Annotated in this window: 18 protein-coding genes; 8 read left to right on the top strand and 10 right to left on the bottom strand. The window is 74.2% G+C overall.

Going from position 1 to position 22,263, the window contains the following annotated elements; translation table 11 throughout:
* Both FAF44_RS19500 and FAF44_RS19495 read right to left on the bottom strand, forming a co-directional pair.
* Window positions 1–729, bottom strand: a complete 729-nt coding sequence (locus tag FAF44_RS19500; RefSeq protein ID WP_237104626.1) for an amidohydrolase family protein — start codon at window positions 727–729, stop codon at window positions 1–3.
* On the bottom strand, window positions 726–1,451 hold the full coding sequence (locus FAF44_RS19495) for an amidohydrolase family protein (RefSeq protein WP_237104625.1): 726 nt from the start codon (window positions 1,449–1,451) through the stop codon (window positions 726–728). Before FAF44_RS19495 ends, FAF44_RS19500 begins: the two co-directional genes overlap by 4 nt.
* A gap of 109 nt (window positions 1,452–1,560) precedes the next feature.
* Here FAF44_RS19495 and FAF44_RS19490 point away from each other — a divergent pair, with 109 nt between their 5' ends.
* The 5 genes from FAF44_RS19490 (at window position 1,561) to FAF44_RS19470 (ending at window position 8,279) form a co-directional block, all read left to right on the top strand.
* Complete coding sequence (locus FAF44_RS19490; protein ID WP_237104624.1) at window positions 1,561–3,549, top strand: PQQ-binding-like beta-propeller repeat protein; 1,989 nt, start codon at window positions 1,561–1,563, stop codon at window positions 3,547–3,549.
* Window positions 3,549–4,217, top strand: coding sequence for an amidohydrolase family protein (locus FAF44_RS19485; RefSeq protein ID WP_237104623.1), 669 nt, complete (start codon window positions 3,549–3,551; stop codon window positions 4,215–4,217). Before FAF44_RS19490 ends, FAF44_RS19485 begins: the two co-directional genes overlap by 1 nt.
* Window positions 4,214–4,966, top strand: coding sequence for an amidohydrolase family protein (locus FAF44_RS19480; protein WP_237104622.1), 753 nt, complete (start codon window positions 4,214–4,216; stop codon window positions 4,964–4,966). Before FAF44_RS19485 ends, FAF44_RS19480 begins: the two co-directional genes overlap by 4 nt.
* Complete coding sequence (locus tag FAF44_RS19475; RefSeq protein ID WP_237104621.1) at window positions 4,963–6,240, top strand: DegT/DnrJ/EryC1/StrS aminotransferase family protein; 1,278 nt, start codon at window positions 4,963–4,965, stop codon at window positions 6,238–6,240. Before FAF44_RS19480 ends, FAF44_RS19475 begins: the two co-directional genes overlap by 4 nt.
* An 80-nt stretch (window positions 6,241–6,320) precedes the next feature.
* A complete protein-coding gene (locus FAF44_RS19470; protein ID WP_237104620.1) occupies window positions 6,321–8,279 on the top strand; it encodes a hypothetical protein in 1,959 nt (652 codons plus the stop codon).
* Here FAF44_RS19470 and FAF44_RS19465 read toward each other — a convergent pair.
* The 7 genes from FAF44_RS19465 to FAF44_RS19435 all read right to left on the bottom strand — a co-directional run bounded on the left by FAF44_RS19465 (window position 8,276) and on the right by FAF44_RS19435 (window position 16,986).
* The gene (locus tag FAF44_RS19465; protein WP_237104619.1) at window positions 8,276–10,282 is read right to left on the bottom strand and encodes a PQQ-binding-like beta-propeller repeat protein; all 2,007 of its coding nucleotides are present in this window, start codon (window positions 10,280–10,282) and stop codon (window positions 8,276–8,278) included. The genes FAF44_RS19470 and FAF44_RS19465 overlap by 4 nt on opposite strands.
* Before the next feature lie 182 nt (window positions 10,283–10,464).
* The gene (locus tag FAF44_RS19460; protein ID WP_237104618.1) at window positions 10,465–11,517 is read right to left on the bottom strand and encodes an ADP-ribosylglycohydrolase family protein; all 1,053 of its coding nucleotides are present in this window, start codon (window positions 11,515–11,517) and stop codon (window positions 10,465–10,467) included.
* Window positions 11,514–12,476: a carbohydrate kinase family protein gene (locus tag FAF44_RS19455; RefSeq protein ID WP_237104617.1), complete on the bottom strand. Its 963-nt coding sequence runs from the start codon at window positions 12,474–12,476 to the stop codon at window positions 11,514–11,516. Before FAF44_RS19455 ends, FAF44_RS19460 begins: the two co-directional genes overlap by 4 nt.
* Complete coding sequence (locus FAF44_RS19450) at window positions 12,473–13,456, bottom strand: ABC transporter permease (RefSeq protein WP_237104616.1); 984 nt, start codon at window positions 13,454–13,456, stop codon at window positions 12,473–12,475. Before FAF44_RS19450 ends, FAF44_RS19455 begins: the two co-directional genes overlap by 4 nt.
* Entirely contained in the window at window positions 13,453–14,445 is a 993-nt protein-coding gene (locus tag FAF44_RS19445; RefSeq protein ID WP_237104615.1) for an ABC transporter permease, read from the bottom strand. Before FAF44_RS19445 ends, FAF44_RS19450 begins: the two co-directional genes overlap by 4 nt.
* On the bottom strand, window positions 14,442–15,938 hold the full coding sequence (locus tag FAF44_RS19440; RefSeq protein WP_237104614.1) for a sugar ABC transporter ATP-binding protein: 1,497 nt from the start codon (window positions 15,936–15,938) through the stop codon (window positions 14,442–14,444). Before FAF44_RS19440 ends, FAF44_RS19445 begins: the two co-directional genes overlap by 4 nt.
* A gap of 7 nt (window positions 15,939–15,945) precedes the next feature.
* Window positions 15,946–16,986 carry an autoinducer 2 ABC transporter substrate-binding protein gene (locus FAF44_RS19435; RefSeq protein ID WP_237104613.1) on the bottom strand — a complete coding sequence of 347 codons (1,041 nt, stop codon included), beginning with the start codon at window positions 16,984–16,986 and terminating at the stop codon, window positions 15,946–15,948.
* Between the two features lie 197 nt (window positions 16,987–17,183).
* Between FAF44_RS19435 and FAF44_RS19430 the strand changes: the two genes are divergently transcribed.
* The 3 genes from FAF44_RS19430 to FAF44_RS19420 are packed head-to-tail and all read left to right on the top strand — an operon-like array spanning window position 17,184 to window position 21,452.
* Window positions 17,184–17,897, top strand: coding sequence for a GntR family transcriptional regulator (locus FAF44_RS19430; protein ID WP_237104612.1), 714 nt, complete (start codon window positions 17,184–17,186; stop codon window positions 17,895–17,897).
* 58 nt (window positions 17,898–17,955) lie between these two features.
* Window positions 17,956–19,680 carry an ABC transporter ATP-binding protein gene (locus FAF44_RS19425; RefSeq protein WP_237104611.1) on the top strand — a complete coding sequence of 575 codons (1,725 nt, stop codon included), beginning with the start codon at window positions 17,956–17,958 and terminating at the stop codon, window positions 19,678–19,680.
* Window positions 19,677–21,452, top strand: a complete 1,776-nt coding sequence (locus tag FAF44_RS19420; RefSeq protein ID WP_237104610.1) for an ABC transporter ATP-binding protein — start codon at window positions 19,677–19,679, stop codon at window positions 21,450–21,452. Before FAF44_RS19425 ends, FAF44_RS19420 begins: the two co-directional genes overlap by 4 nt.
* On the opposite strand, the gene FAF44_RS19415 is transcribed toward FAF44_RS19420, so the two are convergent.
* Window positions 21,453–22,263: hypothetical protein (locus FAF44_RS19415; protein WP_237104609.1), on the bottom strand; the 811-nt coding region annotated here is incomplete at its 5' end. It abuts the gene before it with no gap.

The following is a 22,263-nucleotide window of genomic DNA, read 5'->3' as shown; positions in this document are numbered from 1 at the left end:
CTAGGCCGTAATGTCCAGATCGAAGAGCCGGGCGGCGTTCCGCCACGCGACCAGGTCGGCCGTCTCCGCGTCCAGGCCCGCCGCCGCCACCGCGCCGAACGCCGAGGCCGGGTCGATGAGGGTCGAGTCGGTGCCGAACAGCAGCCGGGTGCGGTCCACCGCCGCCGCCACCGCCGCGATGCGGCCCGCCGGGGCGTGGGAGTAGCACGGCTCCAGGAACAGGCGGTCGCAGCCGTTGGCGGCCTCGATGGCGTGCGCGAAGCCGTCGGCGCCCATGTGCCCAGCGATCACCCGCAGGCCGGGGGTGTCCAGGCAGGTCTGGGCCAGCTCCAGCACCGAGGCGCCCCAGGTGTGCACCAGCGCGGGCACCCCCGCCTCGGCGACCATGGCCAGCGCCTCGCGCGTCTGCGGCGAGGAGGCGGGCGAGCGGGTGTAGTCAGTGTGGATCTTGACGCCGACGAACCTGCCGGTGGGCAGGTAGGCGGCCAGGTCCCGCTCGGCGTCGGCCTGCCTGCGGGGGTTGACGGTCACGTAGCCGAGGTGGCGGTCCTGGGTCTCCAGCCAGGCGGCCAGGGCCCGGTTGCCGGCGGGGGCGTCGTAGATGACCGCCTCGGTGGCCGAGACGATCGACAGGTCGATGCCGAAGCGGTCCATGGCGCGCAGGTTGGCGCCGGCCACGTCCATGGTGAAGAACCACGGGCCCCAGTGCGCGTGCACATCGATGATCATCCGAGCAGCCTCCTCGCGTTGCCGCCGGCCACGGCGGCGATCTCCTCCGGCGTCAGTCCGCTGGTCGCCAGCCGCAGCAGCGGGACGACCGGCTCGTAGTGGGGGGTGCGCGAACCGTACAGGAGCCGGTCGGCCGGGACGGTCTCCAGCGCGTCGGGGGAGTTGAGCAGCCGGGTCGAGGTGTGGAAGCCGGGCTCGTCGGCGGCGACCACCAGGAAGTCGCCCAGGTGGTAGAAGTGCGTGTCGAGGAAGACCACCGTGGCCTCCAGGCCCGCGAACGGCTGCCAGAAGCGCCGCACGTCGCCCCCGGTCAGCACGACCAGGCCGAGCGCCGCCGCCTTCCTGGCCACGTGGCGCACCGACGGGAAGCCCGCCTCGACGCCCTGCTCGTCGGGGAAGAGCCGGACGGCCCTGACCCCCAGCTCCGCCAGCCGCTCCGCCTCCCGCACGGCGCCGACGGGGTCGCGCAGGTCCACGGCCCCGACCGGGACGGCCCGCGTGCCCAGCGCCAGCACCTCGTCGTTGCCCGAGCGCATGTCGAACAGGGCGGCCCGCAGCGAGGCGACCGCCCCCGCCCGGACGCGGTGCGCGGCCAGCACGTCGAGCACCGCCGGGGGCGAGCCCGGCGGGCCGTCGCGATCGGGGTATTCTCCGACCAGGACATCCACGTCGAGGGTCACCTCGAGCTGGCCGATCAGCCTGCTTGCGTCGAACGCCGTCACAACCGCCTCCATTGACTTATCAAGCTCAGCACATTACGGTCTGGGCCAAAATTGGGCAACATGCTCCTGTGGAGGTGCGGCGGTGCCGCGTGTACCCCTCGTCGTGTCCGTGACCTTGTCTGTGTCCCTGGCCGCGACCCTGCTCATGCCGGTGCTGCGGCCGGCACCGCCCGCCCAGGCGGCCACCCCGCCGGCGTCCTCGTGCGCCGGCCAGCGGGTGGAGACCTTCGGGCCGGCCTCCGTGACCGGGGCCATCGTCGGCGCCACGGTCCACGAAGGCAAGGCGTACGTCGTCACGCGCGGCCAGAAGCCACCCGTGCTCGCCGAGATCGACCTGACCACCCGCAAGGTCGTCAGGAGCGTACGGCTGCCTGACGGCCCGGCGGCCGGCGAACCCGAGGGCGGCTGGGCCACCACCGTGTCGGACGGCAAGATCTACATCGGCACGTACCCGGTCCCCGACCTCTACCGGTTCGACCCGGCCACCGGTGACGTCGCCCACCTGGCCTCCTTCGGCAAGAACGGCGGCTACATCTGGGCGCTGGCCGCCGCCCCCGACGGCATGATCTACGCGGGCACCTACCCCGATGGCCGGGTCAGGGAGTACGACCCCGCCACCGGCGCGGTCCGCGACTTCGGGGTGCTGGCCGCCGGCGAACGCTACGTCAGGGCGGTCGCCGCCGACGCCGAGAACGTCTACGCCGGCCTGCTCGACAAGGGCAAGCTCGTCGCCATCAACCGGGCGAGCGGGGCCGTCACGGAACTGGCCCAGGGCAGCGGGGGCATCGGGGTGATCGCCGAGCACGGCGACCGCATCCTCGCCGTGAGCGGCTTGGCCCTCATCGACGTGCGCAAGGACGGCACCGACGCCCGCCACGTCCCGCTCAGCTCGGGCAGCCTCGACGCGCTCACCGTGGCCGCCGACGGCACCGTCTACGGCACCTCGCGCCCCGACGGGGCCGTCCACCGCTACCGCACCGGCGACAGCACGCCCACCCGGGTCGCCGACCCGCCCTCGCAGGACGACGAGACCAGGCAGCTCGCCCTGATCGGCGACGACACCCTCGTCGGCTTCTCCGGCAGCGGCGGCATGTGGTCGCTGGACCTGAGCACCGGGCAGCAGGAGTTCACCGACCTGATCGAGGCCGGCCTGCCCAGCGGCGCCGAACGTCCCCAGAGCATGCTGCTGGTCCCCGGCCGCGCCCTCTACGTGGGCGGGCACTTCTTCATGGACGTGCGCGACCTGCGCACCGGCGAGAAGCGCAGGTTCCGCGTCCCCGGCGAGCCCAAGGACCTCGTGCGGCGCGGGAACAAGATCTACGCCGCCGTCTACCCCAGCGGGAGCATCGTCTCCATCGACATGCGCACCGACGAGGTCCGCACCCTCGGCTACCTCGGGCAGGACCAGCAGCGGCCCTGGGACATCGAGTACGACCCGGTGACCGGCAAGCTGCTCGTCGCCTCCGCCCCCCTGGGCGGCAAGCTGGAGGGCGCCCTGTCGATCGTGGACCCCGACACCGGCGAGATCGACGTCCACAAGGGCGTCATCCCCGGGCAGAGCCTGATGAGCCTGTCGCTCGACTCCCGCGGGGGCGTCGTCTACCTGGGCGGCGACGTGCTCGGCGGCGGCGGGATCACGCCGGTGCACACGGCGGCCTCCGTCGCGGCCTTCGACCTGCGCACCCGTACGGTGAAGTGGCAGGTGGACCCGGTTCCCGGCATGCGCACCTTCCAGGACGTCAAGGTGAGCGGCGGGCTGCTGTACGGCGTGTACAAACGCGACTCCGGCACCTGGATCGCCCTGGACATCGCCACCAAGCAGGTCGTGCACCGGGGCACCCTGTCCGGCTACGGCGAGCTGAGCGCGCACCGGGGCCGGGTGTTCGCCGCCACGTTCTTCGGCGGCGGCAACGCCTACGAGCTGAGCGACCAGGCCACCCACCTGGCCACCGGCCTCGGCGACGAGTGGTACACCAACCCGCAACTGCACTTCGAGCCCGGCTCCTGGAAGGCGTGGACGCTCAGCGGCCGGCACCTGGCCAGGATCGACCTCGACCCGCGCTGCCCCCTCCTGGCCGTCGAACCTCCCCAGAGCTGATGCCCGAACTCATCGTTGACGCCCACCGCCTCATCGGCCCCGTGCCCTTCGACGACCTGCCGGAGGACCCGCTACCCGAGATGGGGCGGCTCGGCATCCACCGCGCCCACGTGACCCACACCCTCAGCCTGTACTCCGACGTCCGCGCCGGGAACGAGGCGCTGCTCGGCCTCGGCGACCCCCGGCTCGTCCCGGTGCCGGTGCTGCTGCCGGAGACCTTCGAGCCCGTCCCGGACTGGGACGTGCCGATGGTCCGGCTCTGCCCGGACCGGCACCGCTTCGAGCTGACCGGGCCGACCGCCCTGCGCTGGCTCGCGGCGCTCGGCGTCACGGCCGCCGTCGACTTCGAGGAGACCTCGCCCGGCCAACTGATCACGCTCGCCAGGGAACTGCCCGAGCAGCGCGTCCTGCTGCTCAACCCCGGCTACCGGCGGCTGCGCGTGATCGCCGAGCTGATGGTCGCCATCCCGAACCTGTGGCTGGAGATCGGCACCGTCAACACCCAGCGCGGCGTCGAGTGGCTGGCCGGGCACTTCGGGGCCGAACGGCTCGTGTTCGGCACCGGCGCGCCCGTCATGGACGACTGCGGCCCCCGCTTCCTGCTCGACCACCTCGACCTGCCGGAGGCCGACATCGCCCTCATCGCGTCCGGAGGTGGCCTGCTGTGATCCTCGACGCGCACGGCCACCTCGGACCCTGGCCCGACTTCCTCATCCCCGACCCGTCCGCCGACGGCATGGTCGCCCTCATGGACCGCATCGGCATCGACGCGATCGGCGTCAGCCACCTGCTCGCCGTCGGCCCCAGCGCCGAGGAGGGCAACCGGCTGGCCTTCGCCGCCGCCGAGCGGCACCCCGGCCGGTTCGGGGTGTGGCAGGTCTACCACCCGCACCAGCGCAACCGGCTCACCGACCAGGGCGTCTGGGGCGTCAAGATCCACCCGGACGTGCACCAGTGCGCCCTCGACGACCGCCGCTACGACCCGGTGTGGGAGCTCGGCCTGCCCGTGCTCGCCCACGGCCAGACGGACTCGCCCTGGAGCGATCCCCAGCAGTTCGTGACCGTGGCACGACGGCATCCGCACGTGCCGCTGCTGCTCGGGCACGCCGGGCTCTGGCCGTACGGCTTCGCCCGCGCCGCGGAGCTCGTCCGCGAGCAGCCGAACCTCCACCTGGAGATCTGCGGCTCCAAGATGACCGGACGCTGGATCGCCCGGCTGGTCGAGCTGGCCGGGGCCGAGCGGGTGATCTACGGCTCCGACTCCTGCTTCCTCGACCTGCGGACCGGCTTCGGCCGCGTCGCCCTCGCCCCGCTCGACGACGCCGACCGGGCGCTCGTCCAGGGCGGCAACCTCGCCCGTGTGCTGGGGGCGGCCGGCCGCGTCTTCGGCCCCGTCCCGGAAGGAGACCTGTCATGAAGCTCGCCATCGACGGCGGCGACCCCGTACGCACCGCTCCCTGGCCGTCGTGGCCGCCGCCGATGGACGACGCCCAGCGCGCGCTCGTCACCGGCGTGCTGGACAGCGGCCGGTGGGCCGCCACCCAGGGCGGCACGGTCTGCGCCGACCTGGTCGCCGAGTTCGCCCGCCGCTCCGGCGTCGGGCACGGGGTCGCCGTCGGCAACGCCACGCTCGGCCTGTTCGCCGCGCTGCGGGGGCTGGGCGTCGGGCCGGGCGACGAGGTGATCGTCCCGGCGTACACGTTCGTCGCCACCGCCACGGCCGTGCTGCTGACCGGCGCCACGCCGGTGATCGTCGACGTGGACCCCGCCGACCTGCACCTGTCCGCGCCCGCGGTGGAGGCGGCGCTCACCCCGCGCACGGCCGCGCTGCTGCCGGTGCACCTCGCGGGCAGCCCCGTCGACATGGACCCGCTCAACGCGATCGCGGCCCGGCACGGCCTGGCCGTCGTCGAGGACGCGGCCCAGTCGCACGGCGCCGAGTACCGCGGCCGGCCCGTGGGCGGGCTGGGCGACGCCGGCGTCTACAGCTTCCAGTCCAGCAAGGCCATGACGGCGGGGGAGGGCGGCCTGATCGTCTGCCGTGACGCCGCCGCCCACGAGGCCGTCTGGTCGGTCTGCAACGTCGGCCGCTCCCTGGACGGCGCCTGGTACGGCCACCCCCGCGTCGGCTGGAACCTGCGCCTGACCGAGATCCAGGCCGCCCTCCTGCTGCCCTGGCTGGACCGGCTCGACGACGAGATCGACCGCAGGAACGCCTTCGCGGACGCCGCCGGGCGGGCGCTGTCGTCGATCCCGCCGCTCGGGGAGCACGACCTCGGGACGGCGACGATGACAGGGCCGGCGACAGCGCCGGTGACAGGGCCGGTGACAGGGCCGGTGACAGGGCCGGTGACAGGGCCGGTGACGGTGGTCCCGCAGCCGCCCGGCACCACCCGCGACTCGCGCCATCTGCTCATGCTGCGCGTCCACGTGCCCTTCGACCGGTCGTTCCTGCTGGCGGCCATGGCCGCGGAGGGCGTGCCCCTCGAGAGCGGCTACCCGCCGCTCGGCACGATGCCCGCGCTGACCGAGGCGGGCGCGCGCGTGGAGCCGTGCCCGGCGGCCGACGCCGCGGCCCGCGACGTGGTCTGGGTCCGCCAGTCCATGCTCATGGACGACCCCGCCGGGGCGGCCCACCTCGCCGAGGCCCTGGCGAAGGTCCTCGCCGGCGCGCCCGCGCCGGGGCGGTAGGCACGCCCGTCCGACGTCCTGCCGCACCTCCCCGTCCCCCCCATCCGGTCCAGGCCGTCGCCTGTCACAGGAGGTCATCCATGCGTGTCATCGCCGCGGCGCTGCTCGTCGCCTTATCCCTCGCCCCACCCGTCCGGGCCGAAGCCGCGGCCGCGCCGCCCACGGGCTGCGGCTTCCAGAACCTCGGAACGCTCCCGCTGACCGGCGCCACCACCGCGGGCACCGCCATGGACGCGGATCACCCGCAGGGCCCGCGGGTCTACTCCGTCACCTCCGCCGCCTCGGGCGGGGCGCTGCTCGGCATCAGGGACGCCCGCGACGGCAGCCTGATCGGCGAACGGCCGCTCCCGCTCGCCCTGGGCTCCTGGGCCGTCACCGTCGCCCCGGACCACTCGGTGTACGTCGGCGGCTACAACGCCACCGCCGGGGCGATGGGCCGGCTGTTCCGCTACACCCCGTCCACCGACCAGGTCAGCGAACTCGGCATCCCCATCGCGACCGAGACGTTCATCTGGAGCGTGGCCGCCTCCCCCGACGGCTCGGCCGTCTACGGCGGCACCTCGCCCACGGGCAAGCTCTTCCGCTACGACACCGCCACCGGCGCGGTCACCGACCTGGGCAGCCCGGTGCCCGGCGACCAGTACGTCAGGGACCTGGCCGTCGGCGACGACGGCACCGTCTACGCCGGCGTCGGTGCGAGCAGCATGAAGGTCGCCGTGCTGTCCCCCTCCGGCACGGTCCGGCGGGTGATCGACCCGCCCATCGAGGGCAGCGGCTACGCCTACGACGTGGACGTCGCCGGCCACCACCTCCTGGTCCGCTTCGGCACCTCCACGGGCACCAACCCCATGGGCGTGTACGACCTGCGCACGCACGAGTGGACCGACGTCGTGGACGACGTGGACAACCTCACCGTCGCCGGCGGCCGGCGCGGCAACGACCTCTACCTGGTCCAGAACGACGAACTGATCAGGTACGACCTCAAGACGGGCAGGATCACCCGGCTCGGCTTCACCGAGTACGGGGAAGGGGCCGTCCGCCCGCTCGGCTGGCTCGGGAACGTGCTCGTCGGCACCACCTCCACCGGCCGCATGTGGCACTACGACCGCAAGACCGGGCAGGGCCGGGCCTTCGGCGACACGCTGACCAGCCAGCACGTCTCCGTCCGCGCGCTCGGCACCGGCCCGGACGGCCGTCTCTACGCGGGCGGCTTCTTCACCGGCGGCCTGGCCGCCTACGACCCGGCCACCGGCGAGAGCGAGAACTGGCCCGACGTCGGCCAGAGCGAGGGCATCGTCACCCACAAGGGCAAGCTCTACCTCGGCGTCTACCCCGGCGCCCGCATCTACGAGTGGGACGGGTCCGCGCCCAGGCTCCTGCTCAACCTCGGCGAGCAGGAGCAGGACCGGCCCTTCGCGATGATCTCGGCGGGCGACTGGCTGGCGTTCGGCACCGTGCCCAAGGCCGGCACCCACGGCGGCGCGCTCGGCCTGCTCGACCCGGCCACCGGCCGCACCGTCATCAGGCGCGACCTCATCCCGGGCCACAGCGTCATCGGGCTGGCCTACCGCGACGGGGTCGTCTACGGGGCCACGTCGGCCTTCGGCGGCACCAGCACGCCGGCGGGCGAGGCCGCGGCGTTCGCGTACGACATCGCCACGGACTCACTGCTGTGGCAGAGCACGCCCGTCGCCGGCGACCTGGCGCTCGGCTCGATCGCCTTCGACGGCGACGGGCGGCTGTGGGGGCTGACCCCGGACTCGCTGTTCGAGCTGGACCCGGCCACGGGGCGGACCGTCAGGACCGTCCAGCACCAGACCTATCCGTGGTCCACCGCCACGCAGGTCTGGCTGGACACCCACCTCGTCTTCCACAAGGGTTTCCTGTGGGGCAAGGTGCAGGGCAAGGCGTACCGGATCGATCCGGCGACGATGGCGTTCACGCTCATCGCCCGCCCGATCTCGAACCTGACCCTCGGCCCCGACGGGCACCTCTACCTGTCGCGCTTCGAGAACTTCTCCACCTATCGGATCTGCTAACGGGTCAGCCGGAACAGGCGCGACCCCTCGGCGAAGTAGACGTCACCGGACCCGTGGACCGCGAGGTGGTTCACGGGTCCTTCGCGTAGCACGGTGTGCCGCCCGGTCCGCGGGTCGAGGGAGAACAGCTCCCGGCCGGCGTGCGCGCCGTACAGGGTGCGGTCGCGGCGGTTGAAGGCGAGCTGCCCGGTGGAGCTCCCGCTGGTCGACAGCGTCACGCGCTGGACGACCTTGCGGGCGGCCGTGCTGACCGCGAACACCTCGCCGCCGGCGATGCCCCACAACCGCCCGCGGTCGTCGAACGCGAGCGCGGGCACGGCGGGCTTGCCCGGGACGGGGACGATCTCCCACAGCAGCCGGTTCTCCTTCACCGACCACGCGAACAGCTTGGCCTCCGGCTGCGTCGGCGGGGTGGCCGACTGGCCGCTGTAGATGGACGTGCCGCCGTACAGCACGCCGTCGCGGTAGGCGAGGGAGACGATGCTCTGGTCCTGGACCACGTTGCGCTGGGAGTGCTTGAGCGTCCCGCTGCGCGGGTCCCACACGGCCAGCACGCCGCCCAGGTGGCCGAGGTCGGGCATGGTGCCCGCGGCCAGGTACCTGCCCGCCGACACCAGCGCCCGCGGCCTGATCTGCTTGTCGGCGGCCAGGTCGAACAGCCGGGCCGGGTTCGCCGCGGGGCCGGGCTCGGGGCTGGGGGAGTACTCGGTGCTGTTCCACGGCAGCGCGGGGTCGTAGGAGTAGACCCTGGCCTCGGGGTAGGCGCCGATGTAGAGCTTGCCGTCGTGGGCGACCATGTCCTCGCTCTGGGAGAAGGTGTGGAACTCCTCCCGCGCGCCGGTCTCCGGGTCCAGGGCGGCGAAGCCGCCGTTGAGGAAGCCGCCGGCGTACACGCGGCCGTCGGGGCCCTCGGTGAGCGCGGTCACGTCGATCGGCTCGCCCTTGATCCCCGTCTGGACGAACGACTTCGCGCCGGTCTGCGGGTTGTAGCGGAACATCAGCCCCCGCCAGAGCAGGCCGACGACGCTCCTGCCGGGGTAGTCCGGCAGGCCCAGCTCGGCCCAGCCGATGCCGCGCGTGTTGGCCACCCGGCCGGTGAAGGGCATCCCGGTGCCGGTGGTGGTGCCCGTCGCGGGGTCGTAGCGGACCAGCTCGCCGCTCCTGATCAGGTAGACGGCTCCGTCGGCGTCGGGGGGAGAGACGTCGAGGCCGTGGGCGGCGTCGAGGGAGCCGGTCCACCGGCCGGCGGCGATGTCCCAGACGTGCAGCGGGCCGGGGCTCGCGCCCCCGTAGCGGACGTAGAGGTAGCCGCCCGCGGCGTCCACGTCGTAGGCCCACTTGCCGGCCGGGTCGAGGCCGTCGGGCGTGGGAAGCTGCCGGGACGCGCCCGAGGCCGCGTCGATCTCGAAGACGGCCGCGGGGTCCTCGGTGCCGGCGTAGATCTTGCCGCCGGAGTAGGAGAGGCTGCGGACGTAGGCGTGGGTAGGCGACAGGCGGCCGTAGTCGCGCACGCCGGTCGCGGGGTCGTAGGCGAACAGCCGCCCGCCCGGGTAGGTGCCCCCGTAGACGGTCGAGCCCGCGCCCCTGGCCACGGACCAGATGAAGCTCTCCGAGGCCAGCGGCCTGCCGAGGTCCTGGACGCCGCCTTCGCCGGTCCAGCGGTAGAGGTGGCCGTCGCCGTAGGTGCCGGCGTACACGCTGCCGTCCTCGGTGGCGTCCACGGCCCAGGCGCCCGCGGCGCCCGGCAGGTCGTACCGGGCCACCTCGGCGCCGGTCGCGGGGTCCACGGCGTTGAGGTGGGCCGGGGCGCCCGAGGACGCGCCCCACAACACCGTCTGCCCGCCGGGGCCGGGGGCGGCCACGCCGCCCAGGAGCAGCACGTCCTCCAGGGGGACGCCGAGGTCCTCCACGCGTGGTGCCGCGGCGCTCGCCGGGGCGGCACCGACGAGCACGCCGAGCACGGCCGCCAGGCCGCCCGCCATGATGCGTCTGATTAAGGTCATGACCGAAACCTAGAGAATCGCGGGGATCGCTGGCAATACACAATTACGGCAAAGGAACTAATGTGCTTGACGTCGTGTCCGGGCCAGAGCGGCGATCGCCGCGTCCCGGTCGTCCGGTACCTGGTCGTGCGTCCGATCCGCGTGCCGCCGGGGCCGGTGCGGGCCGGCCCCGGTGCGGGGGTTCAGCCCGCGACGCTCCCCGACGGCACCGGGCGGGCTACCGCGGCCAGCCGGGCCGCCACGCCGGCCAGGTCCAGCCCGTTGGCCTGCTCGACCCGGGCCACGACGCCGGCCGGCAGCGCGGCGACGCCGTTCAGCGCCCCGGCGACGGACGCCGCCATGCAGCCGATCGTGTCGGAGTCGCCGCCCGCGGTGGCCGCCGCGACCGCCGTCCGGTACGGGTCGCCGCCGGCCGCCACCAGCAGCCCGATGGCCGCCGGGCAGGCTTCCGCCGCGGGTAGCCCGGTGCCGATCACGGCGGCGATCCGCTCGATGGCGTCGTCCAGGTCGCGGGACTGGACGGCCAGCGTGACCGCCAGGTCGATCCGCTGCGCGACCGACGGCCCCGGAACGTGCCGGCCCTGCTCGGAGCCCAGCCGCTCGCCGAGTTCCGCGCCGTGCCGGGCCGCCCGCACGACCTCGAACAGGCCGGCGCCGTCCACGCAGGCCGCCGCGGTGGCGGCGGCGATCGCGGCGGCCCCGGCGACGCCGATGTTCGTGTGGTGGCTCGGCACGCACGTCAGGTGCGCGGCGCGGACCGCGCCCTCGACGTCGCCCGGGTGCACCAGGCCGGCGGGGGCGACCCGCATCGCGCCGCCGTTGCTGGCGCCCTCGCTCATCACGCGTCCGGCCTTGCCGACCTCCCAGGGGTCGTCGCCGGCCTTGAGCCGCTCGATGGCCCGGCGCGTGGTGGGGCCGGCGAAGTGCGGGAAGTAGTCGGGGTTGCCGGACCAGCCGATCAGCAGGTCGGCCATCACCTCGGGGGAGACCTCGCCGTCGTTGGCGATGAACGCCTCGGCCAGCAGCAGCATCTGGCTGGAGTCGTCGGTGATCTGGGCCGGGCCGCGCCCGACCGCGTACGGCGCGTCGGGCAGCGGCGCGTGGAAGTCCTCCACCCGCCTGCCGAACAGCCGGCGGATCTCCGGGATGGAGCGTTCCTCCGTGGGGGCGCCGAGCGCGTCGGCGATGCAGGCGGCGGCCAGGCTGCCGTGGATGCGGTCCAGAAGTGTGGTCATCGGATTCCTTGGAGACGGGGCGCGGCGTCGAGGGTGACGGTCCGCGCGACGGGTTCGATGCCGGTCCCGGCATCGAGGTAGGCACGTGAGCCGAGGTGGCTGACGCAGAGGGAGGCGGCGGCCACACCGGCGCGCAGGCTGTCGGCCAGGGACCGCCCGCGGATCCATGACCCGGTGAACGCCCCGGCCAGCGCGTCGCCCGCGCCGGTGGTGTCCACGACGTCGATCCGCGGCCCGCGTGCGGACCAGCTCTCCCCGGGGCCGAAGCAGAGCGCGCCGTCACGTCCCCTGGTCACCACGACCGCGCCCGCGCCGGCCGCGAGCAGCAGCGCGGCGCAGCGCGCCGGGTCGCCGCCGGCGAGCACGTCCACCGTGCCCTGGTTGCAGAAGACGAGGTCGCTGAGCCGCGACAGCGCCCGCACCCGGTCCCAGCGGCCGGTGACCGCGCCGGGCTCCAGATCGACGGCCACCTTCGCGCCGCCCGCCCGCGCCCGCCCGGCCAGGCCGATGGCCCAGTCGAGGTCGTCGGCGAGCGGCGCGACCACCCGTGCCGTGCGGAGCAGGTCGTCGGAGATCTGCTCGACGGCGGGGATCTTCACCTCCGTCACGGCTCCGACCAGCGACTTCTCCCCGGTGGCGTCGAGCTGGATGACGCAGAACCAGGTGTGCCCGCCCGGCACGGCGACGCTGGCGGAGACGTCCACGCCGTGCGCGGCGAGCCGGTCCAGCGCCTGACGGCCGGGCTCGTCCGAGCCGACCGCCGTGGCCAGCGCGGCGCGTGCCCCGGCGAAGCTCGCGGCGGCGGCCAGGTTGGCGCTCATGCCGCCGCCGTGCACGCCGGCCAGCCGGCCGATCGCCTTGTCGTCGGCCACCGCGATGTGCGGCACCCGGACGAAGTAGTCGACGCTGGCGTCACCCACCGCCAGCACGTCCACGGGCCGGCCGCTCGGGGGCGTCATGCTGAGCTCCTCCTGCCGATGAGGTTGTTCAGCAGGGCGGCCCCGACGAGGACCAGGCCGAGGATGCCGGTCTGCACGGAGTTGCCGACCTGCGCCAGTTGCAGCCCCCAGGACAGCACCACCACGATGGCCAGCGCCAGCAGCACCCCGCTGAGATGCCCCCGTCCGCCGAAGATGTCGATGCCGCCGAGCACCGCGATGGTGATCGCCTGCAGCTCCATGCCGGTGCCCGCGCTGGGCCGGGCGGTGAGCAGCCAGGCGTTGGTCACCACCGCGCCGAGCGCGGCCAGCGCGCCCGACAGGACGTACAGGCGCAGCCGCAGCCGGGTCACGTCGATCCCGGCCAGGCCGGCGGCCCGGTCGCTGGTGCCCGCCTGGTGCAGGCGGCGGCCGAAGGACGTGCGGTTCTGCGCCCAGATGGCCAGCGCGTACATCGGCGCCAGGACGAGCAGCACCTGGGTGGGGACGCCGAGGATCGCGCTCTGCCCGAGCGCCGCGAAACCCTGGCCGTCGAACCCGCCGAGCTGACCGCCGCCGGTCAGCACCTGGGCGAGCGCGCCGTACAGGAAGAGCGTGCTGAGCGTGACGATGAGCGGGGGCAGGCCGAGCCGGGCGATCAGCAGGCCGTTGACCGAGCCGAGCAGCCCGCCGAAGGCGACGGCCAGCAGGGCGGCCAGCCACGGGCCCAGCCCGAGGTTCTGCGCGAGCAGGCCCATGACGATGCCCGACAGGCTCAGCGTCGAGCCCACCGACAGGTCGATGCCGCCCCTGCCGCCGAGGATGACGAGGGCCTGGCCGAGGGCCAGCAGGCCGATGACCGCGCCGTACTGGGTCATCGCCAGCAGGTTGCCCACCTGCAGGAAGTACGGCGACAGCAGGCTCATCACCGCGCCGAGCGCGAGCACGAGCACGGCGAGGAACACCCTGCGGTCGCTCACCCGGTCGCGGAGCGACCGCCTGGCCACGGCTGTCGTTGTCATTTCTGCGCTCCGATCCGCTTGTCGAGGGTGCGCCGGGTCACGACGTCGAAGGCCACCGCGAGGGCGACGGCCAGGCCGACCAGCACCCCGTTCCACAGCGGCGGCACGCCCATCAGGACGACCCCGTTCTGCAGCAGCGCGATGAAGACCAGGCCGCCGAGGGTGCGCAGCACGCCGCCCTCGCCGCCCAGGATGCTGGTGCCGCCGACGACCACGGCGGCGATGGCGGGCAGGGTCAGCTCCTGGCCGGCGGTGGCCTGCACCACGCCCACCCGTCCCACGTAGATCAGGGCGGCGAGGCCGACGAGGGCGCCCACGAGCACGTACGCCGCGAACGAGGTGCGCCCGACGGGCACCCCGAGCAGCCGGGCGCCCTCCGCGTCGTTGCCGATGGCGAACAGCCGCCGGCCGAACACCCGGCGGCGCAGCACGTACGCGAAGATCCCGAACGCCACCAGGACGACCAGGCCGACCAGCGGGACGCCGCCCGCGCGGGCGGGCCCGAGCACCGGCAGGACCGGGCCGGCGAAGACGTCGGTGCTGTCCCACAGGACGAACAGCACGGTCTTGAAGACGGCGGCGGTGCCGAGGGTGGCGATGATGGGGGAGATCCGCCCGCCGACGATCAGCCCGGCGTTGATCGCGCCGAGCAGCCCGCCGAGCAGCACCGAGGCCAGCACCACGAGCACCGGCGGCAGGCCGGAGACGAACAGCGTGGCCCCGACCCAGGCGACCACGCCCAGCATGGGGCCGACCGACACGTCGATCCCCGCCAGCAGGACGACCAGCGTCATCCCGGCGGCGAGCAGGGCCAGGTCGGCCGAGTTGATCACGACGTTGGCCAGGTTCGACGCCGACAGGAAGTCGGGGGCGGCCAGGCCGAAGAAGATCACCTCGGCGACGAGGAGGAGCGGCAGCAGCGCGTCGCGCAGCAGGGTCAGCACGCGGGCCGAGGGCTCGGTCGCGGGGGAGAGGGCGGTCGTGCTCACCGGCTCACCCCCATCGTGGCGCGCAGCACGCCGTCCTCGGTCAGCTCGTCGCCGTGCAGCTCGGCGGCCATCCGGCCGTCCCGCATGACGTAGACGCGGTCGGAGACGGCCAGCAGCTCCGGCAGGTCGCTGGAGATGACCAGCACCGCCGTGCCCTCGCGGGCCACCTCCACCAGCCGCTGCTGGATGTCGGTCTTGGTGGCCACGTCGATGCCCCGGGTGGGCTCGTCCAGGATGAGGATCGCCGGGTCGGTGACGAGCTGGCGGGCGAAGAGCACCTTCTGCTGGTGCCCGCCGGACAGGCCGGTGACGGGGAAGCCCAGCGTCGGGGCCTTGATCCGGAGCGAGCGCACCCAGGTGGCGGCGAGCTCGCGCTCCTGTGCCCGCCGGATGACGCCGAGCCGCCCGAGCAGGGCGGGCAGCCGGACGGCGGTGAGGTTGCTCATCGTGTCCATGCCGGGGAAGACGCCCTGCGTCTTGCGGTCCTCGGGCAGGTAGGCGATCCCGCGCGCCATGGCGTCGCGGGGGCTCTTGGGCGCGTACGGCTCGCCCCGCACCCGCATCGAGCCCGCGCTGGGGCGCAGCATGCCGAAGACGGTCAGCGCCAGCTCCGTACGTCCCGCGCCGACCAGCCCGTACAGGCCGACGACCTCGCCCTCGCGGACGGTCAGGCCGACGCCGGACAGCGCCCCGGGCACCGTGATCCCCTCGGCCTCCAGCACCACGGGGCCGGGGTCGGCGGCCGTGCGGCTGATGGTGGCGTTGACCGGCCGGCCCGACATCATCTCCAGGATGCGGTCGTGGTCGGCCGCCGAGGCGGGCAGGTCGCCCGCGAGTCGCCCGTCCTTGAGCACGATGAACCGGTCGGCGACGTGCTCCAGCTCCTCGAAGCGGTGGGTGATGTAGAGGATGCCCACGCCGGCGTCGGACAGCCGTCGCACGACGCGGAACAGCCGGCGGGCCTCGGCGTCGGTGAGGATCGAGGTGGGCTCGTCCAGGATCAGCACCTTGGCGTCCACGTCGACCGCCCTGGCGATCAGGGCGAGCTGCTGCTCGGCCAGGCTGAGCGCGTCCATCCGCCGGTTCAGCAGCTCCACGGGGACGTCGAGCCGCCGGAACAGCTCCGCGCCGCGCCCGCGCATGCCGCGCCAGTCGACCTGGCCGAGGCGGTCGCGCGGCTCCCGGCCGACGAAGAGGTTCTCCAGCACCGACATCCGGGGGAAGAACGACGGCTCCTGGTAGACGACGCTGACGCCCCCGGCCAGCGCGTCCCCCGGGGAGGACGGCCGGTGCGGCGCGCCGTCGAGCGTCATCTCGCCGGCGTCCGGACGGTGCACGCCGGCGATGAGCTTGATCAGGGTGGACTTGCCGGCGCCGTTCTCGCCGAGCAGCGCCAGCCGCTCGCCGGCCGCCAGCGTGAAGCCGACGTCGGTGAGCGCGGCGGTGGCTCCGAAGCTCTTGGACAGCCCGGTCACCGAGAGGATGGTGCGCACGTCGCTCCTAGTAGTCGAACTGCCCGATGTTGGCCTTGGTGAAGACCATCGGCGGGCCGAGCACCAGCGTCTTGCCGGTGGCGTCGTACTTCACCGGCTCGTCGAGCCCCGGCACGGTGGACTCGGCGGCGATCTCCTTGCCGTCGAGGAGCTGCTTCATCGCCCAGACGGTCAGGATGCCGAGCTGGGGCACGTCCCACAGGACGGTGGAGGTCATCGCGCCGGAATCGACGAACGTCCGGGCCGTCTTGGGCGAGCCGAAGCCGGAGACGGCGACCTGCCCGGCCTTGCCGGCGTTCTGGACGGCCTGCGCCACTCCGGGCACGGCCGTCGAGGGCACCGCGATGAGGCCCTTGAGGCCGGGGTTCGCGGTCATCAGGTCCTGCGCCTCCTTCAGCGCCTGCGCGGTGTCGGCGGTGTAGCGCACCCCGCCGACGAGCCGCATCTGCGGGTAGGCGGACTCCTGCCGCTTGCGCGCCTCGGCCACCCAGTTGTTGAACGTCTGGGTGTCCGCCGCGCCCGAGACGATGCCGTACTCGCCCTTGCCGCCCATCTGCCCGGCGATCTCGTCCATGACGGTCGCGCCGAGCGCGGCGTCGGTGGCCTGCTGCGTGAAGAGCTGACGCTCGCTGCCGGGCGCGTCGGCGTCGGAGGTGATCACGACGATGCCCTTCTGCCGCGCCGCCGCGATGGCGGGGTTCATGGAGCGGGGGTCGAGCGGGGAGACCGCGATCGCGGCGTAGCCCTGCTGGACGAGGCTGTTGAAGATGCGGACCTGCTCGGTCGCGTCGGCGGTGGCCGGGCCCGCCTGGGTGTAGGACATGCCCAGCGAGCGGGCGGTCTCCTGCGCGCCCTGCTTGAAGGCGGAGAAGTACGGGACCCCCTCCACCTGGGAGACGAAGGCCACCTTCTGGCCGCCGCCCCCGTCGCCGCTGCCCGCGCCGCCGTCCGGCGCGGTGCTCGGGCCGGCCGCGCCGCCCACCGTCGAGCAGGCCGTCAGCACGACCGCCGTCAGGGTTGCCACGATTCCGGCTCTGATGTTTCGCATATCGCATCCTCACGAGACGACTGACAGGTCAGAAAGGCGCGCCCCGTGCCGCCTGTGTCGCACAGGCTAGGAATCAGTACCCATCAGTGTCAATAGTTGTAGGTACAAATCCGGATGCTGTTGGTATATGTTGTGCTGGTCGTCTGGAACTGATACTTCGGTCTGCGCCTGCTTCGTGAGTGAGGGGAGATGCCCGCATGACCAAGCGCCATGCGCATGAGATCGTCGCCGACTCGTTGCGCACGCAGATCCTGGAGGGCCGCTACAAACCGGGAGAACGGCTGCCGTCCGAGGAGGCGCTGACCGAGGAGTACGGCGTCAGCAGGAACACCGTGCGGGTCGCCCTCGACCGCCTGGCCACCGCCAACCTCATCACCCGGCGGCGCGGCTCGGGCAGCTACGTCAACGTGGAGATCGGCATCAGCCACTCGCTCGGCAACCTGCGCAGCTTCACCACGCTGCTGCGCGACCTCGGGCTCGAACCGGGCATCACCGGCGTCGAGATCCGCCGCGACCCGAGCCCCCCGCTGGAGATCCTCGGCTTCCTGCCCTCCGAGGCCGTGTGGCTGGTCCGCCGGGTCAGGACCGGCTCCGGCTCCCCCTTCGCGCTGCTCGACTCCTGGCTGCCCGACCGGATCGGCTCCCGCATCGACCCCGCGGCGCTGTCCCGCCGCCAGTCCCTGTACGCCTCGCTCGCCGAGGACCTCGACACCCGCGTCGCCGAGGCCACCGAGAGCATCCACGCCGAGGCCGCCGACGAGCGGGAGGCGGGCGTGCTCGGCGTCACACCCGGCAGCCCGGTCATCGTCATCAGGCGCTGGACGTACGACCGGGCGGGCCGGCCGGTCGAGTACACCCGCTCGGCGGCCCGCGGCGACCGCTACCGCTACGTGGTCAAGCTGCGCGCCTGACGCGCGCCGGGTGTCCCCGGCCGAGAGCGCGTCCGGCCCGCTCACTAGGGTGCGGTACATGGCGGAGCGGATGACGACCCCGGCGAGCGACCCCGGCGAGCCCGACCGCCGCGGCCCGGGACGCTACCTGTGGTGGCTCGTCACCCGGCAACGCGGCCGGGTCATGGCGGGCGCGACCCTCGGCTCCTCGTGGATGGTGGGCCTGACGCTGCCGCCGTACCTGCTGTCGCGGGCCATCGACGACGGGCTGGCCACGGGACGCTGGAACACGCTGGCCGGCTGGGTCGCCGCCCTGCTCGGCGCGGGAGTGCTGAACGCCTGGCTGGCCATCATGCGCCACCGGACCATGACCAGGGTGCGCCTGGACGCCGCGTTCCGCACCGTCCAGGTGGTGGCCCGGCACGCGACCCGGCTCGGCGCGGCGCTGACGGGCAGGGTGAGCGCCGGGGAGGTCGTCACGATCGGCTTCGGCGACGCCGCCATCCTCAGCAACACGCTCACCGTCACCGGCCCCGGCGTCGGCGCGGTGCTCGCCTACGTCGTCGTGGCCGGGCTGCTGCTGGCCGTCTCGCCGCTGCTGGCCGTCGTGGTGCTGCTCGGGGTGCCGCTGCTCGCCGTGCTGCTCGGCCCGCTGCTGCGCCGCCTGGACGGCGCGGAGACGGCCTACCGCGCCCGCCAGGGCGCGCTCGCCGCCCGCTTCGCCGACATCGCCGGAGGGCTGCGGGTGCTGAACGGCCTCGGCGGCAAGGACGTCTACGCCGCCCGCTACCGGCACGCCTCCCAGGACCTGCGCGAGCAGGGCTACCGGGTCGGGGCGGTGACGAGCTGGATCCGGGCCCTGGGCGTGGGGCTGCCCACGCTGTTCCTGGGCGCGGTGACCTGGCTGGCCGCCCGGATGGCCGCCCAAGGGGACATCACGATCGGCGAACTGGTCGCCGTCTACGGGTACGCCGCCGTGCTGGTGGTGCCGGTCTCCTTCTTCGTCGAGGGCGGCTACGACATCAGCCGCGGCCTCGTCGCCGCCCGCCGGGTCGTGCGCTTCCTGAACCTCGAACCCGCGGCGACCGGCGGCGACCTCCACCCGCCGGCCGGCCCCGCCCCGCTGCGCGACCCGGACTCCGGCGTCGAGATCGCGCCCGGCCGGCTGACCGCGCTGGTCAGCGCCCGCCCGGGGGACGCGGCGGCGGTGCTCGACCGCCTGGGCGGGTTCACCGCCTCGGACGCCACCTGGGGCGGCCTGCGGCTGCGCGACCTCGACCCCGCCCGGCTGCGGGCGCGGATCCTGCTGGCCGACAACGAGGCGGACCTGTTCGCCGGCCCGTTACGGGAGGTCGTCGCGGGCCGCGCGGAACCGTCCGGGGCCGAACTCGACCGGGCGGTGCACGCGTCCATGGCCGGTGACATCGTCCAGGCGCTCCCGCGCGGGCTCGACTCGGACGTCGCCGCCCAGGGGCGCAACCTGTCGGGCGGGCAGCGCCAGCGGGTGCGGCTGGCCCGCGCGCTGCTGGCCGACCCCGAGATCCTCCTGGCCACCGAGCCCACCTCGGCCCTCGATGCCCTCACGGAGGCCACCGTCGCCGACCGGCTGCGGGCCGCGCGGGCCGGGCGAACCACGGCCGTCGCCAGCACCTCGCCGCTCGTCCTGGACCGCGCGGACACCGTGCACTACCTGGTGGACGGCGTGGTGGCGGCCTCCGGCGGGCACCACGACCTGCTGCGCGAGCACCCCGGCTACCGCCGGCTCGTCTCGCGCGGCGCGGACGACGGCTCGGTCGTCGCATGAGCGCCGCCACCCCGTCGCCGGCCCAGCCACCCGGCGGGTCCCTGCCGGTCGCGACGCCCGCCCAGACCCGGCGTGCCGCCTGGCGGCTGATCCTGGCCGACCGCCGCGCCTTCGCCGGCCTGCTCGCGCTCAACGCCCTGGCCGCGGGCGCCGGCCTGGCCGCCCCGTGGCTGCTGGGCCGCATCATCGACGAGGTCAAGGCCGGCGCGGGCGCGAGCGCCGTGGACCGGCTGGCCCTGGCCATCCTCGTCTGCGCGCTGGCCCAGCTCCTGCTGTCCAGATACGCGGGCCTCGTCGGCCACCGCTTCGGCGAGCGCGCGCTGGCCCGCGTCAGGGAGCGGTTCGCCGAACGGGCGCTGGCGCTGCCGTCCTCGGTGGTCGAGCGGGCCGGCACGGGCGACCTGATCACCCGGGGCACCACGGACGTCGCCGCCATCGGCGCGACGCTGCGCGACGCCGGGCCGGACGTGGCCATCGCGGCCGTCCGGGTGCTGCTCGGCCTGGCCGCCGTCTTCGTGCTGGATCCGCTGCTCGGCGCGTGCGGGCTGACCGGGCTGGTGGGCATCTGGTTCGCCTCCCGGTGGTACCTGCGCCGGGCCGTCACGGCGTACCTGGACGAGGGCGCCGCCAACTCGGCGCTGGCCGAGGAACTGGCCGCCACCACCGGCGGCGCCCGCACGGTGGCGGCGCTCCGGCTCGAACGGCGGCGCATCGAGTCCTGCCGGCGGGCGATCGAGGAGTGCCGCCGCACCCGGCTCGGGACCCTGGCCCTGCGCAGCGTGCTCTTCCCCGTGGTGGACGTCTCGTACGTGCTGCCGGTCGCCGCCGTCCTGCTGCTCGGCGGCGCGCTGATGACGGGGGAGCCGGGCGCGGTGACGCTGGGCACGGTGGTGACCGCGGCCCTCTACCTGCGCCAGCTCACCGGCCCGCTCGACACCATCCTGCAGCAGCTCGAATACCTGCAGAGCAGCACGGCCTCCTTCGCCCGGGTGGAGGGCCCGGCCGTGCCGCCGGGCACGCCGGCGCCGCAGGGCGCCCCCGCCGACGACCGCATCGAGGTCCGCGGCGCGCGCTACGCCTACGACGGCGGCCCCGACGTGCTGCACGGGGTGGACCTGCGCATCCACCCCGGCGAGCGCCTGGCGATCGTCGGCCCCTCCGGCGCGGGCAAGACCACGCTGGGCAGGCTCCTGGCGGGCGTGGACGCCCCGAGGACGGGCTCCGTCACCGTGGGCGGCGTCCCCGTGGCCGGCCTCGACCCGGCGCGGCTGCGCGAGCGGGTCGTCCTCGTCACCCAGGAGCACCACGTGTTCCTCGGCACCGTCCGCGACAACCTGCGGATCGCCGCCCCCGCCGCCACCGACGCCGACCTGCGCGCGGCCCTGACCACGGTGGGCGCCGACTGGATCGACGACCTCCCCGACGGCCTGGACACCGACCTCGGCCACGGGGCCCACCGCCCCGACGGCGCGCGCTCCCAGCAACTGGCGCTGGCCCGCGTCGTGCTGGCCGACCCGCACACGCTCATCCTGGACGAGGCCACCGCCCTGCTGGACCCCCGCACCGCCCGCCACACCGAGCGCGCCCTGGCCGCCGTGCTCGAAGGCCGCACGGTCATCGCCATCGCGCACCGGCTCCAGACGGCCCACGACGCCGACCGGGTGGCGGTGATGCGCGACGGGCGGGTGACGGAGCTGGGCACGCACGAGGAACTGGCCGCGGCCGGCGGGGCGTACGCGGAGTTGTGGCGCTCGTGGCACGGCGCGCGGTAGTCAGTCCTCGCCGTGGTAGACCACCGGCCCGGACGCCTGCCAGGCCGCCTTGGCGGCGTCCGTGAGCCACGGCTTCGTGCTGGGGGAGTTGCTGCGGTTGGTGTAGAGGGCCATGGTGTGGATCGCGTAGCGGTGGGTGGCGCCCGTCCACCCGTACGACCGGGCGTAGCCCCAGCTCCCCGACTGGCACAGGCCGGACCCCGAGCCCTTCCTGGGGCACACGATGCCCCAGTCCTCCGCGAAGCCGTCCTTGACCCGCGAGTAGAAGGTGCCGGCCCGGCCGGCGCTCTTCAGCGGGACGACCCACACCGACACCATGATCCGCCTGTTGGAGGGCGCGTTCGGGTTGACGTAGGCGCCCTTGACCATCTTGGTGCAGCTCGCCTTGCGCAGCGCGGTGCGGACGCTGCTCTTGTGGTAGGAGTCGGGGCAACCGCTGACGCCGCTCGCCTTCAGGTTGTAGCGCACGCCCTTCTTCGAGACGAAGAACGCGGGAAGCAGCGCCGAGGGGGTGATCGGGGTCGGGTCGGTGCTCTGGGAGTCGAGGTCGGAGGGGTGGAAGGTGTCCACCGAGGGCTCGTCCGACGGCGTCGGGGTGTCCGACGGGGACGGCTCGGGGGTGGCGGCGGAGAAGGACCGGGCCGGGGTGGACGCCTCGCCGGAGGTGGACGGGGCCGCGTCCGCGTCGTCCAGGGCCACGGTCGCGGAGGTCATCGTGACCACGGCCCGGGTGGCGATGACGGCCACCAGCACGAGCACCAGGCCGATCATTCCGGCGCCGACGCCGAGGCCGACCGTCATCCCGGGGGTG

The organism is Nonomuraea sp. MG754425, assembly GCF_021699195.1.
Lineage (GTDB): Bacteria > Actinomycetota > Actinomycetes > Streptosporangiales > Streptosporangiaceae > Nonomuraea.
This window is presented reverse-complemented; position numbering and strand designations above follow the sequence as displayed.